This window comes from Pseudomonas sp. 58 R 3 (assembly GCF_900006605.1).
GTDB classification, from domain to species: Bacteria; Pseudomonadota; Gammaproteobacteria; order Pseudomonadales; family Pseudomonadaceae; genus Aquipseudomonas; species Aquipseudomonas salomonii.
Genome location: NZ_CVTT01000046.1, coordinates 45747 through 59658 on the forward strand (window position 1 = coordinate 45747; position 13912 = coordinate 59658).

General features: G+C 58.2%; 15 protein-coding genes and 1 tRNA gene. 11 read left to right on the plus strand and 5 right to left on the minus strand.

The window, feature by feature from the left end; genetic code table 11:
• Nucleotides 1-57: 57 nt before the first annotated feature.
• The 5 genes from murI to hemA are packed head-to-tail and all read right to left on the minus strand — an operon-like array spanning nucleotide 58 to nucleotide 4793.
• On the minus strand, nucleotides 58-852 hold the full coding sequence (murI, locus tag BFP92_RS12010; RefSeq protein WP_065929651.1) for a glutamate racemase: 795 nt from the start codon (nucleotides 850-852) through the stop codon (nucleotides 58-60).
• Nucleotides 845-1600, minus strand: coding sequence for a molybdopterin-synthase adenylyltransferase MoeB (locus tag BFP92_RS12015; protein WP_056859132.1), 756 nt, complete (start codon nucleotides 1598-1600; stop codon nucleotides 845-847). The genes murI and BFP92_RS12015 overlap by 8 nt, the downstream gene beginning before the upstream one ends.
• Nucleotides 1594-2424, minus strand: coding sequence for a peptide chain release factor N(5)-glutamine methyltransferase (prmC, locus tag BFP92_RS12020; protein ID WP_065929652.1), 831 nt, complete (start codon nucleotides 2422-2424; stop codon nucleotides 1594-1596). The genes BFP92_RS12015 and prmC overlap by 7 nt, the downstream gene beginning before the upstream one ends.
• A complete protein-coding gene (gene prfA, locus BFP92_RS12025; RefSeq protein ID WP_065929653.1) occupies nucleotides 2425-3507 on the minus strand; it encodes a peptide chain release factor 1 in 1083 nt (360 codons plus the stop codon).
• Nucleotides 3504-4793: a glutamyl-tRNA reductase gene (gene hemA, locus BFP92_RS12030; protein ID WP_065929654.1), complete on the minus strand. Its 1290-nt coding sequence runs from the start codon at nucleotides 4791-4793 to the stop codon at nucleotides 3504-3506. The genes prfA and hemA overlap by 4 nt, the downstream gene beginning before the upstream one ends.
• A 182-nt stretch (nucleotides 4794-4975) precedes the next feature.
• Here hemA and BFP92_RS12035 point away from each other — a divergent pair, with 182 nt between their 5' ends.
• From BFP92_RS12035 to BFP92_RS31195, 11 genes are all read left to right on the plus strand, one after another.
• Nucleotides 4976-6700, plus strand: coding sequence for a tetratricopeptide repeat protein (locus tag BFP92_RS12035; protein ID WP_056859136.1), 1725 nt, complete (start codon nucleotides 4976-4978; stop codon nucleotides 6698-6700).
• A 4-nt stretch (nucleotides 6701-6704) separates the two neighbouring features.
• Nucleotides 6705-7322: a lipoprotein insertase outer membrane protein LolB gene (lolB, locus tag BFP92_RS12040; protein ID WP_065929655.1), complete on the plus strand. Its 618-nt coding sequence runs from the start codon at nucleotides 6705-6707 to the stop codon at nucleotides 7320-7322.
• A 49-nt stretch (nucleotides 7323-7371) separates the two neighbouring features.
• Nucleotides 7372-8175 (plus strand): 4-(cytidine 5'-diphospho)-2-C-methyl-D-erythritol kinase, encoded by an 804-nt coding sequence (gene ispE / locus BFP92_RS12045; protein ID WP_218178052.1) that lies wholly within the window; start codon nucleotides 7372-7374, stop codon nucleotides 8173-8175.
• A gap of 36 nt (nucleotides 8176-8211) precedes the next feature.
• Nucleotides 8212-8286 (plus strand) — tRNA-Gln (locus tag BFP92_RS12050).
• A gap of 46 nt (nucleotides 8287-8332) precedes the next feature.
• A complete protein-coding gene (locus tag BFP92_RS12055) occupies nucleotides 8333-9274 on the plus strand; it encodes a ribose-phosphate pyrophosphokinase (RefSeq protein WP_003208392.1) in 942 nt (313 codons plus the stop codon).
• Nucleotides 9275-9413: 139 nt separating this feature from the next.
• Entirely contained in the window at nucleotides 9414-10013 is a 600-nt protein-coding gene (locus tag BFP92_RS12060) for a 50S ribosomal protein L25/general stress protein Ctc (RefSeq protein ID WP_065929657.1), read from the plus strand.
• Nucleotides 10014-10181: 168 nt separating this feature from the next.
• On the plus strand, nucleotides 10182-10766 hold the full coding sequence (pth, locus tag BFP92_RS12065; RefSeq protein WP_065929658.1) for an aminoacyl-tRNA hydrolase: 585 nt from the start codon (nucleotides 10182-10184) through the stop codon (nucleotides 10764-10766).
• A gap of 21 nt (nucleotides 10767-10787) precedes the next feature.
• A complete protein-coding gene (gene ychF, locus BFP92_RS12070; RefSeq protein ID WP_065929659.1) occupies nucleotides 10788-11888 on the plus strand; it encodes a redox-regulated ATPase YchF in 1101 nt (366 codons plus the stop codon).
• Between the two features lie 316 nt (nucleotides 11889-12204).
• On the plus strand, nucleotides 12205-13149 hold the full coding sequence (locus tag BFP92_RS12075; protein WP_065929660.1) for a sigma 54-interacting transcriptional regulator: 945 nt from the start codon (nucleotides 12205-12207) through the stop codon (nucleotides 13147-13149).
• A gap of 162 nt (nucleotides 13150-13311) precedes the next feature.
• Nucleotides 13312-13479 (plus strand): hypothetical protein, encoded by a 168-nt coding sequence (locus BFP92_RS31710; RefSeq protein ID WP_158235269.1) that lies wholly within the window; start codon nucleotides 13312-13314, stop codon nucleotides 13477-13479.
• Between the two features lie 66 nt (nucleotides 13480-13545).
• Nucleotides 13546-13911 carry a hypothetical protein gene (locus tag BFP92_RS31195; RefSeq protein ID WP_139114058.1) on the plus strand — a complete coding sequence of 122 codons (366 nt, stop codon included), beginning with the start codon at nucleotides 13546-13548 and terminating at the stop codon, nucleotides 13909-13911.
• The last annotated feature ends 1 nt before the right edge of the window (nucleotide 13912 follow it).

Sequence of the window (13912 nt, forward strand, 5' to 3'; positions counted from 1 at the left end):
TAGAAGCTTGCGCGATGCCAGAAGTTCAGCTTCCAACCGCGATGTTTCACGAATTTTTCACAAGCCAAAATTACGCACAACGCCAGAAGATTTCCAGAGTGTCGGTAGGATATTTCTTAGGTGATCGACGTCGCCGCTGGTCCAGAACTGCGCTGGCTCAGGATTGCCAGGCGACAGCAGGTCACGCTCGCCCAACAGACGCTTGAGCTGGCGGGCCACGGCAGCGCCGGTGTCGATCAGGACGATGCTGGGGGGAAGCATCTGTGCCAGAAGCGGCTTGAGGAAGGGATAGTGGGTGCAGCCGAGGATGATGGTGTCGCAACCTGCGTTGAGCAGCGGGGTGACATAGCCCTGCAACAACTGGCGCAGTGCGGCACTGTTGAGGTCGCCGGTTTCGATCAGTTCAACCAACCCCGGACACGGCTGGGTAATCACCCGCACATCGGTGGCGAAGCGATCGAGCAGCGCGGCGAACCTGGCGCTTTGCAGGGTGCCGGTGGTGGCCAGCACGCCGACCACGCCGCTGCGGGTGGCGGCCGCCGCCGGTTTGACAGCAGGTTCCATGCCCACCAGGGGCCAGTCGGGATAGTCCTGGCGCAAATCAGCCACGGCGGCGACGGTTGCGGTATTGCAGGCAATCACAAAGGCTTTGGCGCCTTTTTCGCGGAAAAACCCGGCGACCAAACGGCTACGTTCAAGAATGAACGCCGGGGATTTTTCACCGTAGGGGATGTGCCCGCCGTCAGCCACGTATAACAACGACTCATGGGGCAACAGTTGCTGAATTTCATCCAGCACCGACAGGCCGCCGACGCCGGAATCGAACACACCGATGGGCGCGTCCTTAACCATGGGCCGTCCCGCAAACGCTGCAGCCGGGGTCGCGCTTGACGCGCAGCTCGCGAAAACGCGTGGTCAAGGCATCGATCAACAGCAAACGCCCCACTAGGGGCTCACCAAAACCTGCCAGCAACTTCAAGGCTTCCAGTGCTTGCAGGCTACCAACCAGCCCGACCAACGGGCCGATCACACCGGCTTCGCTGCAGGTCAGCTCGGTGTCGCTGCCGTGCCCATATAAACAGTGGTAGCACGGGCTCTCGGCGCGCCGTGGGTCGAACACCGACAATTGGCCTTCCAGGCGAATGGCCGCGCCGCTGACCAAAGGCTTGCCCGCTGCAACGCAAGCGGCGTTTACGGCCTCACGGGTAGAGAAGTTGTCGCTGCAATCGAGTACCACATCGACCGCCGCCACTGCGGCGGCGAGTGAATCGGCATCCAGCGCAGTGCGATGGGCGACCAACGCGATTTCCGGGTTGATGGCGGCCAGACGACGCATGGCCGAATCGACCTTGGTCTGCCCGACGCTGTCGGTATCGTGGATGATCTGGCGTTGCAGGTTGGTCAGGTCGACGGTATCGAAGTCTGCCAGGTGCAACTCACCCACACCGGCGGCGGCCAGGTAAAGCGCGACCGGCGCGCCGAGCCCACCGAGGCCGACGATCAGCGCGCGGGCGTTTTTCAGGCGCAATTGGCCGTCGATGTCGACGTGCTGCAACAGAATCTGTCGGCTATAGCGCAACAGTTCCTGGTCGGTCAGCACGGGCGGCGCCCCAACGTGATGCGTTCGTGACCACCGAGGTCGATGCGGCTGTGGACCTCATCAAAGCCCTCACCCGACAACAAATCACGTACCGCCCCAGCCTGGTCGTAACCGTGTTCGAGCAGCAACCAGCCACCGGCATTCAAGTGGGCCGGGCTCTGGGCGATGATCAACCGCAAATCGTCCAGCCCATCATGGCCTGCCACCAAGGCACTGGCGGGCTCAAAGCGCACATCGCCGGCCACCAGATGGGGATCGTTATCGGCAATGTAAGGCGGGTTGCTGATGATCAAGTCGAAGTGCTGGCCTTGCAACGCGCTGAACCAATGGCTGTTCAACACCGAGGCGTTCTTCAGGTGCAGGCGCTGGCGGTTGCGTTCGGCCAGGGCCACGGCTTCGAGCACACGATCGACCGCAGTGACCTGCCAGGCCGGGCGCTCGCTGGCCAGGGCCAGGGCGATGGCGCCGCTGCCCGTGCCAAGATCAAGAACCCTGGCAGGCGTGGACGGCAGCAATTCCAGCGCGGCCTCTACCAGCAACTCGGTTTCCGGGCGCGGAATCAGCGTGTGCGGTGCGACCTCCAAATCCAGCTTCCAGAAACCCTGCTGCCCGAGGATGTAGGCCACCGGCTCACCCGTGCGACGACGCTGCAGGTAATTGGCAAACGTCAGCGCGTCTTCGCTGCTGACGATTTTTTCCGGCCAGGTGTGCAGGTAGCTGCGCGATTTGCCCAGGGCAGCGGCCAGCAACAGCTCCACATCCAGCCGCGCGGTGGGCGAGTCTGGCAGGTCGGCGGCGCGCAGGAGGCTGGCAATAATGGTCATTTATTCACCTATCGCCGCCAATTGATCAGCCTGGTATTCGGCCAGCAACGGCTCGATTACCGCGTCAACGCCACCGGCGAGAATCTCGTCGAGGGAATACAGGGTGAGGTTGACCCGATGGTCGGTGACCCGGCCCTGGGCAAAGTTGTAGGTGCGAATGCGTTCGGAGCGGTCGCCCGAGCCCACCAGCAACTTGCGCTCGCTGGCAATTGCATTGGCGGCGGCGCTGGTCTGCTGGTCGTTAAGCTTGGCCGACAGCCAGGACATGGCCCGCGCACGGTTTTTGTGCTGGGAACGTTCTTCCTGGCACTCGACCACGATGCCCGACGGCAAGTGGGTAATGCGGATCGCCGAGTCGGTCTTGTTCACGTGCTGACCACCGGCGCCCGACGAGCGGTAGGTGTCGACACGCAAGTCTGCCGGGTTGATCTCGATGGCTTCCTGCTCGTCCGGCTCGGGCAACACGGCCACGGTGCACGCCGAGGTGTGGATACGGCCCTGGGATTCAGTCGCCGGAACCCGCTGCACGCGGTGCGCGCCGGATTCGAATTTGAGCTTGCCGTAGACGTTGTCACCTTCGACCCGCGCGATGACTTCTTTATAGCCGCCGTGTTCGCCTTCGTTCTCGGACAAAATCTCGACACGCCAGCCACGTCGCTCGGCGTAGCGCGAATACATGCGGAACAGGTCGCCGGAGAAGATCGCCGCTTCGTCGCCACCGGTGCCGGCGCGGATTTCGAGGAACACGTTACGTCCGTCGTTCGGGTCTTTGGGCAGCAGCATGCGTTGCAGGTCGCCTTCGAGCTCGACCAGCTTCTCTTTGGCTTCGCGGACTTCTTCCACGGCCATTTCGCGCATGTCCGGGTCGCTGTCTTTGAGCAGCGCCTGGGCGCCCTCGAGGTCGGCCTGCACTTTCATCAGGCTTTTATAGGTGGCCACGATAGGCTCAACTTCGGCGTATTCCTTGGAATAGGCACGGAACTTGGTCTGATCGGAGATGACCTCGCCATCGCCGAGCAAGGCGGTCAGTTCTTCGAAACGGTCCTGGAGCACGTCCAGTTTATTGAGCAGTGACGCTTTCATTGCGGTTTTTTATCCGAAGAGCTATCTGACGCGCCCTCACCGAGGGCAAAGAGTTCCTGGGCCATGGCCAGCGCATCGAGGCGGCCTTCGGCGGTAAGCTTTTTCAACTGAACGCTGGGGGCGTGGAGCAATTTGTTGGTCAAGCCACGCGCCAGTTGCATCAGCACGTCTTCGGCGCTGCTGCCGTTGGCCAGCAAACGCTGGGCCTTGATCAATTCTTCATCACGCAGGCGTTCGCCCTGCTGACGATACGCCTTGAGCACATCGACCGCCGCCAATTCACGCAGGCGCACCATAAAGTCTTCGGCGCCGGTGCTGACCATTTCTTCGGCGGCCTGGGCCGCGCCCTGGCGACTCTTGAGGTTTTCGGCGACCACTTCGTGCAGATCGTCGACGCTGTAGAGGTAAACGTCGTCCAACTCGCCGACTTCAGGCTCGATATCGCGGGGAACGGCGATATCCACCATGAAGATCGGCTTGTGCTTGCGCAGCTTCAATGCACTCTCGACCGCGCCTTTGCCCAGGATCGGCAGTTGGCTGGCGGTGGAGCTGATGACGATATCGCTGCGCACCAGCTCGGCCGGGATGTCCGACAGCAACACAGCATGGGCGCCAAACTGCTCGGCCAGGATGCTGGCGCGCTCCAGGGTGCGGTTGGCGACCACAATACGCTTGACGCCCAGGTCGTGCAGGTGGCGGGCGACCAGGGTGATGGTTTCACCGGCGCCGATCAGCAGCGCCTGGCTGCGCTGCAAGTCACTGAAAATCTGTTTGGCCAGGCTGACGGCGGCGAACGCGACGGACACCGGGTTTTCACCGATGGCGGTGTCGGTGCGCACCTGCTTGGCCGAATTGAACGTGGCCTGGAACAAACGGCCAAGCAACGGGCCGACGGTGCCGGCCTCGCGGGCCACGGCGTAGGCGGATTTCATCTGCCCGAGGATCTGCGGCTCGCCCAACACCAGCGAGTCGAGCCCTGCGGCGACGCGCATCATGTGACGAACTGCCGCATCCTCTTCATGCACATAAGCACTGGCGCGCAGGTCGTCGAGGTCCAAATGGTGATAATCGGCCAGCCAGCGCAGCACCACATCCGCCGAAAGATGTTCCTGCTCTATATAAAGCTCGCTGCGATTGCAGGTCGAAAGGATCGCAGCTTCGCGGCTGTCGGTGAGCCGGCAGAGCTGCTGCAAGGCCTCAACCAACTGCTCTGGCGTAAACGCCACGCGCTCGCGCACGTCTACGGTTGCAGTCTTGTGGTTAATACCGAGTGCGAGGAAGGCCATTCAATATCGCTGATGATGTCGGGAAGCCGACAATTGTCCTACTTCGAAAGATCCAGAACAACCACCGTCGTCTATTGTCCTAGTAGCTTGTGCCTATAAAGGCGCCCACTGAGACTCGGTTATGTTTGGCCGAAGGCTTGTGTCATGATGATCCGACCGCAGGTTAGTCGTCCTCTTCCTATATGAATAGATCTTCCGCGTTGCTCCTTGCTTTTGTCTTCCTCAGCGGCTGCCAGGCCTTGGCACCCGTGTCGCCGGACGGTACGCCGCCGGTCGAAGACAGCACCCCAGCCCCTGAAAAGCCCAAGGTTTACTCCTCGTTCAATGAAGAAACGATCTATAGCCTGCTGACCGCCGAACTCGCCGGCCAGCGCAATCGTTTCGATATTGCCCTGGATAACTACGTGACCCAGGCCATCAATACCCAGGACCCGGGCATTTCGGAGCGTGCGTTTCGCATCGCCGAATACCTGGGGGCTGACCAGGCCGCGCTGGACACCTCGCTGATCTGGGCGAAAAACGCCCCGGACGACCTGGAAGCGCAACGCGCGGCGGCTGTGCAACTGGCCCGCGCCGGGCGTTATGACGACTCCATGGTCTATATGGAGAAAGTCCTGCAGGGCAAGGGCGACACGCATTTCGACTTCCTCGCGCTGTCGGCGGCCGACACCGACCAGGACACGCGCAATGGCTTGATGAAAAGTTTTGACCGCCTGCTGCAAAAACATCCGAAGAACAGCCAGCTGATTTTCGGCAAAGCCTTGCTGCTGCAACAGGATGACGAAGCCGACGCCGCCCTCAAGCTGCTGGAGCAGAACCCGCCGGAAGACGGCGAGATCGCCCCGATTCTGCTGCGCGCACGCTTGCTGCAAAACCTCAATCGCGGCAAGGAAGCGATTCCACTGCTGGAAAAAAGCATCAAGAAGTATCCGGGCGACAAGCGTTTGCTGCTGACCTATGCGCGCATGCTGGTTGAGCAAGACCGCATGGAAGACGCCAAAGTGCAGTTTGCCAACCTGGTCCAGCAATACCCTGACGACGACGAGTTGCGTTATTCGCTGGCGCTGGTGTGCCTGGAAGCCAAGGCCTGGGACGAGGCCAAGGGTTACCTGGAGGAGCTGATCGAGCGCGAAAGCCATGTGGATTCGGCGCACCTGAACCTCGGCCGCATCGCTGAAGAACGCAACGACCCGCAGGCTGCACTGCTTGAATACGCCCAGGTCGGCCCCGGCAATGACTACCTGCCGGCCCAGTTGCGTCAGGCCGATATCCTGATGAGCAACGGCCGCACCGACGAAGCCGAAAAACGCCTGGCGGCGGCACGCGCTGCCGAGCCGGACTATGCGATCCAGCTGTACCTGATCCAGGCCGAGACGCTGTCGGCCAACAAGCAGGGCGAACGCGCCTGGAAATTGCTGCAACAAGCCTTGCTGCAATACCCCGACGATTTGAACCTGCTGTATACCCGCGCCATGCAGGCGGAAAAACGCAATGACCTGGCGCAGATGGAAAAAGACCTGCGCCTGATCATCAAGCGCGACCCGGACAACGCCATGGCGCTCAACGCCCTGGGCTACACCCTGTCGGACCGCACCACGCGCTACGCCGAAGCCAAGGTGCTGATCGAACAAGCCCACAAGCTCAACCCGGAAGACCCGGCCGTGCTCGACAGCCTGGGGTGGGTGAATTACCGCCTGGGCAACCTGGACGAAGCCGAACGCCTGCTGCGCCAGGCACTCGAACGCTTCCCGGATCAGGAAGTGGCCGCTCACCTGGGTGAAGTGCTGTGGGCCAATGGCAAACAGCGCGAAGCGCGACAAATCTGGGAAAAATTCCTCAAGGAACAACCCGAAAGCCCTATCCTGCGCGGCACCATCAAGCGCCTGACCGGATCCGAGACCCTTTAAGCTTATGTTCTTGCGCCACGTTATTGTTTTCAGTTTCATCGCCCTGCTCGCCGGTTGCGCGGGCATTGGCAGCCGCGAATCCGTTGAAGGCCAGGGCAGCCCGGCGCAATGGCAGCAGCACAAGGATCAGCTCAGCAGCATTGACGGCTGGCAGATCGACGGCAAAGTCGGGGTGCGCGCACCAAAAGATTCCGGCAGCGGTACGTTGTTCTGGCTGCAACGCCAGGACTATTACGATATTCGTCTGTCCGGACCACTGGGCCGCGGCGCAGCACGCCTGACCGGCCGACCAGGGCAAGTGAGCCTGGAAGTGGCCAACCAGGGCCGCTATGAGGCAGCCACGCCGGAAGAATTGCTGGAACAGCAGATAGGCTGGAAGCTGCCGGTTTCGCACCTGGTGTGGTGGGTACGCGGCTTGCCCGCGCCGGACAGCAAAAGCCGCCTGAGCCTCAACGGCGACAGCCGCCTGGCCACGCTTGAGCAGGATGGCTGGCAGGTCGAGTACCTGAGCTACGTGGAACAGAATGGCTACTGGCTGCCTGAGCGCATCAAACTGCATGGCACCGACCTTGACGTCACGCTGGTGATCAAGGAATGGCAACCGCGCAAGCTGGGGCAATAACGTGACCTCAGAACGCTTGACGCTGCCCTCTCCGGCCAAACTCAACCTGATGCTGCACATTCTTGGGCGCCGTGAAGACGGCTACCACGAACTGCAGACGCTGTTTCAATTTCTCGATTACGGCGATGAACTGACCTTTGCCGTACGCGACGATGGCGTGATCCAGCTGCACACCGAATTCGAAGGCGTGCCCCACGACAGCAATCTGATTGTCAGGGCGGCGAAAACACTTCAGGCGCAATCCGGTTGCTCGCTCGGTATCGACATCTGGATCGATAAAATTTTGCCCATGGGCGGCGGCATCGGTGGCGGCAGCTCAAATGCCGCGACCACCCTGCTCGGTTTGAATCACTTGTGGCAACTGGGCTGGGACCACGATCGCCTGGCCACGCTGGGCCTGACACTGGGCGCCGACGTGCCGGTTTTCGTGCGTGGGCACGCGGCTTTTGCCGAAGGCGTCGGGGAGAAACTCACCCCGGAATACCCCGAAGAGCCGTGGTATGTCGTGCTTGTTCCGCAAGTATCTGTAAGTACAGCAGAAATTTTTTCAGATCCACTGTTGACACGTAACTCTCCTCCCATTAAAGTGCGCCCCGTTCCCAAGGGAAACAGTCGAAATGACTGCTTACCGGTTGTAGCAAGGCGTTATCCAGAGGTACGTAACGCTTTGAATTTGTTAGGTAAATTTACCGAGGCAAAATTAACCGGAACTGGAAGTTGTGTGTTTGGGGGCTTCCCAAACAAAGCTGAAGCTGATAAAGTCTCGGCCCTTCTTACAGAGACCCTTACAGGGTTTGTAGCAAAGGGAAGCAACGTTTCGATGTTGCATCGCAAGCTGCAAAGTCTGCTCTAAAGGAACCGAGTACTGGGTACTCGTTGCAACAGATACAGGGGCGTCGCCAAGCGGTAAGGCAGCAGGTTTTGATCCTGCCATGCGTTGGTTCGAATCCAGCCGCCCCTGCCATTTTCTAATACTCATCCAGGTTACCCTCAGCCTCTAGGTACTGCGCGTGTCCAAGATGATGGTCTTTACGGGGAACGCCAACCCCGATCTGGCTCGACGTGTCGTACGTCAGCTGCATATCCCTCTCGGTGACATCTCTGTCGGTAAATTCTCCGATGGCGAAATTACAGCCGAGATCAATGAAAACGTCCGCGGTAAAGATGTTTTCATTATTCAGCCGACCTGCGCTCCGACCAACGATAACCTGATGGAACTCGTCGTGATGGCTGATGCCTTCCGCCGCTCCTCAGCGACTCGAATCACAGCTGTAATCCCTTACTTTGGTTATGCCCGTCAGGATCGCCGTCCGCGTTCCGCACGTGTGGCTATCAGCGCGAAAGTCGTGGCTGACATGCTGACCGTGGTAGGTATCGACCGTGTTCTCACGGTTGACCTGCACGCTGACCAAATCCAGGGGTTCTTCGATATTCCGGTAGATAACATCTACGGCTCCCCGGTATTGGTGGATGACATTGAAGACCAGCGCTTTGAAAACCTGATGATCGTGTCCCCGGACATTGGTGGCGTCGTGCGTGCACGGGCTGTTGCCAAATCCCTGGGCGTGGACCTCGGGATCATCGACAAACGCCGTGAGAAAGCCAATCACTCTGAAGTGATGCATATCATCGGTGATGTCGAAGGGCGTACCTGTATTCTGGTTGATGACATGGTCGACACCGCCGGCACCCTGTGCCACGCGGCGAAAGCCTTGAAAGAGCACGGTGCAGCAAAAGTCTTCGCCTACTGCACACACCCTGTGCTGTCGGGCCGAGCGATCGAGAACATCGAGAACTCCATGCTGGACGAACTGGTGGTGACTAACACCATCCCGTTGTCCGCAGCAGCTCAAGCCTGTTCGCGTATCCGTCAACTGGATATCGCACCGGTAGTTGCCGAAGCGGTTCGCCGCATCAGCAACGAAGAATCGATCAGCGCGATGTTCCGATAAGGGTCAAACCTTACGAAACATCCCACTGACGAAAAGCGCCCCGCCCCAGCATTCTGTTGGGGCGGGGCTTTTTTGCCCATATCGCCTTTAGCGCTGGTCGCAAACGCTGGGGCGAATGTGGTTATTTTGGAGATACAACATGAACGATTTTACTCTGAATGCTGAAGCGCGTTCCGACCTGGGGAAAGGTGCGAGCCGCCGCCTGCGTCGTCTCGCAAGCCTGGTTCCAGCTGTAGTTTACGGTGGCGACAAAGCCCCTGAATCCATCAGCATGCTGGCCAAAGAAATCGCCAAACTGCTCGAAAACGATGCTGCTTACAGCCACGTTATCGAACTGAACGTTGGCGGCAAAAAGCAAAACGTGATCATCAAGGCTCTGCAACGTCACCCGGCCAAAGGCCACGTGCTGCACGCTGACTTTGTACGCGTTATTGCCGGTCAGAAACTGACCGCTATCGTTCCAGTTCACTTCGTCGGCGAAGAAGCTCCGGTCAAGAAAGGCGGCGAAGTCTCGCACGTCCTGAACGAAATCGAAGTGACTTGCCTGCCGAAAGACCTGCCTGAGTTCATCGAAGTCGACCTGTCGGCTCTGGAAATCGGCGCCATCATCCACCTGTCCGACCTCAAAGCCCCTAAAGGCGTTGAGTTTGTTGCACTGGCTCACGGTGATGACAAAGCTGTTGCAAACGTTCACGCTCCACGCGTTGCACCAGAAGCTGAAGAAGGCGCTGCAGAGTAATTCACTCTGTATTGCCGGAGCTTGAGGAAACATCGCGGACCGGAACGTAGCGAGAAAGCGGGCGATAACGCGGCGTTTACTCTTGAGTAAATGATCTTTTGTTGTCCACTTTCGCCGCACGCAGGTGTCGGCGATGTTACCCACAACTCCAAAGGAAGGGCCCCTGTCGTGACTGCCATTAAACTGATCGTTGGCCTGGGAAATCCAGGCGCCGAATACGAACAGACCCGGCATAACGCGGGGGCCCTTTTTGTTGAGCGCATCGCCCACGCGCAAGGTGTGAACCTTGTGGCCGATCGCAAGTATTTTGGCCTGACCGGGCGCTTCTCGCACCAGGGTCAGGATGTTCGTCTGCTGATTCCCACCACCTACATGAACCGCAGCGGCCAGGCTGTCGCGGCGCTTGCGGGCTTCTTCCGGATCAAACCCGAAGAAATCCTGGTGGCCCATGACGAACTGGACCTGCCACCCGGTGTTGCCAAGTTCAAGCTCGGCGGCGGGCATGGCGGGCACAACGGCCTGCGCGACATCATCGCGCAGTTGGGTAATCAGAATAATTTTTACCGTCTGCGGCTCGGCATTGGCCACCCAGGCGTTGCCAGTATGGTTTCAAATTTCGTCCTGGGTCGTGCGCCACGCGCCGAACAGGAAAAACTCGATGCCAGCATCGACTTTGCCCTCGGCGTGCTGCCGGATATCTTCGCCGGTGAATGGAACCGCGCGATGAAAAACCTGCACAGCCAGAAGGCCTGACTCTTACCGAGGGGAAACACCATGGGATTCAATTGCGGCATCGTCGGCCTGCCCAACGTCGGCAAATCCACTCTGTTCAACGCCCTGACCAAGTCCGGTATTGCGGCGGAGAACTTTCCCTTCTGCACCATCGAACCCAACAGCGGTATCGTGCCGATGCCGGATCCGCGTCTGGACGCGTTGGCGGCGATCGTCAATCCCAAGCGCATCCTGCCGACCACCATGGAGTTCGTCGACATCGCAGGCCTGGTGGCCGGTGCGTCGAAAGGTGAAGGCCTGGGTAACAAGTTTTTGGCCAACATCCGCGAAACCGATGCCATCGCCCACGTGGTCCGCTGCTTTGAAGACGAGAACGTGATTCACGTCTCCAACAGCGTTGACCCGAAACGCGACATCGAGATCATCGACCTCGAACTGATCTTCGCCGACCTGGACAGCTGCGAGAAGCAACTGCAAAAAGTTGCGCGTAACGCCAAAGGCGGCGACAAGGACGCAGTGGTCCAGAAAGGCCTGCTGGAGCAGTTGATCGCGCACTTCACCGAAGGCAAGCCGGCACGCAGCCTGATGAAGAACATGGGCGTCGACGAGAAAGCCGTGGTCAAAGGCTTCCACCTGCTGACCACCAAGCCTGTGATGTACATCGCCAACGTCGCCGAAGACGGCTTCGAGAACAACCCGCTGCTCGACGTGGTCAAGGCCATCGCCGATGAGGAAGGCGCCATTGTGGTGCCGGTGTGCAACAAGATCGAAGCAGAAATCGCCGAGCTGGATGACGGCGAAGAAAAAGACATGTTCCTCGAGGCCCTGGGCCTGGAAGAGCCTGGCCTGAACCGCGTGATCCGCGCCGGTTACGAAATGCTCAACCTGCAGACCTACTTCACCGCCGGTGTCGAAGAAGTCCGCGCCTGGACCGTCAAGGTCGGCGCCACCGCACCACAGGCCGCCGGCGTGATCCACACCGACTTCGAAAAAGGCTTTATCCGCGCCGAAGTCATCGCCTACAACGACTTCATCCAGTACAAGGGTGAAGCCGGTACCAAGGAAGCCGGTAAATGGCGCTTGGAAGGCAAAGAGTACATCGTCAAGGATGGCGACGTGATGCACTTCCGCTTTAACGTATAAGCGCCATCTGCGGTTTTGCCGCAAACAAAAAGCCGATGCACTGCATCGGCTTTTTTGTGGGCGGTTGTTTGCCCGTCGGTAATTGCCATCTTGTTGTTTATGTGAAAACTTAAGATATTTCCTATTTATTGCGCAAACAGCAGCTCAACCGTTTCGAATGATGTTAAGCGACAAGTTAATGACTTTTCCTACGCATGCCTGGCTTACTCTTACCTGCATACTCGACGAGAAATCTTATACTTTACGCTCTGCCCAAGTACGTTCTGAATAACAGCCTTTTAATCGTAAATAATCACGAGAGTGGAGCACCCATCCGATGTCGGCCGCCGATCACGAAGAACGCGAAACCGATACGCCATTCATTGATGGCTCGGACATTGAAAATACGATCAATAGCACAGCGACACTTAATGTTGACATCTTGTTGCTCGGGGAAACCGGTACCGGCAAAGATACCCTGGCACAACGCGTGCATCGCCTGTCGGGCCGTCGAGGCAACTTTGTTGCTGTCAATTGCGCCGCCATCCCGGAAAGCCTCGCCGAAAGCCAATTGTTCGGCGTTAACAGTGGTGCTTATACCGGGGCTGTGCAGTCACGCGCAGGGTTTATCGAAGCGGCTCACCTGGGTACGTTGTATTTGGATGAAATCGACAGCATGCCGCTTTCGCTTCAAGCCAAGCTATTGCGAATGCTCGAATCACGCGGCGTTGAACGGCTCGGCTCAACACGCTTCATCCCGGTCGACATGCGCGTCATCGCGTCCGCTCAACAATCGCTGCATGACATGGTTGAGCAAGGCAGCTTCAGGCGGGACCTGTATTTTCGCCTGAACGTGATCAACATCAAGCTGCCACCGTTGCGTGACAGACGTGAGCGCATCGTACCGTTGTTTCTGGAGATGATTAAACAAGAGGCAGAGCACTTCAACTGCACAGTCCCTCACCCCACCAGCGAACTGCTCCAGCAGTTGCTGTGCCATCCGTGGCGGGGCAATGTCCGCGAGCTACGCTCCACGGCCAAGCGTTTTGTCCTCGGGCTACCGCCTTTATCGGCATCGACTGGCCAACCTTTGGAACTAAGCCTGAAAGACCGTCTACAGCGTATTGAGAAAACACTCATTGAAGAGTCTCTACATCGTCACACTTACAGCGTGGATTGTGTAGCGTCGGAGTTGGGGGTTGCCAAACGCACCCTCTATTATCGAATGAAGCAGCTGGGTGTTGCACTCAATGCATGCGCACCGTTTCAGGGAGCCCAGTAAGCCATGAAACACATTGAAACAAGTAACCATCAGCCGTTGGAACTGTTTCCACAGGCTTCGCCACTTAGTGTACGAGCGTCGATTATCGAATAATGATGTAGCACGATTAATCGAAAGGCTTATTGCAAATACCTACCAACTTATGAAACCAAAGGTGAAAGTATGAGTTCTCCAATCGGCGGCGGTGGCGGCATGAGCAGCAAAGAGCTTTTTGGTCAAATGAAAGCCCTGACTGAGGAAAAAAACAAAGAAACGCTGGAAATGGCAAAGCTGGATAAAGACGCCTCGATTGCCAGTAAGTGGGGCCAGATAATTAACAAAGTACAATAAGTAGCACAGGCTTTCTCCTGTTTATTAACTCGAGAAAGCCTCCCTATTTTTCTGAGGGAGATGTATATGCGCACAACGCTTGGAAAAGAGCGGGAAATCTATTCAGGTGCCCTTGGGGTTCCCGCCGAAAGAAGCATCGATAGTGCCCACGACGCGCATTTCTTCAACGCGGCACTGGAACAGAACATCACTTACCCGTCGGTTCCCCCCACCCCAGGAAACAGTCGGTCGCTGGTGGACCAATCAGAGCGGTTGAAATCCAACAACGAAAAAATCCCCAAGCTGCTGCGTGAATATTCCAAGACCCATAACGAGCTGAAAATTGCGAATGCCACACAGACCATTATTGAATCAAAAGAAATCCTCAACATCGGCGTCAAGGTCATAAAACACTGCGCTTCGTTCGTTGAGAAAGCCACTAACCTGCAATAGG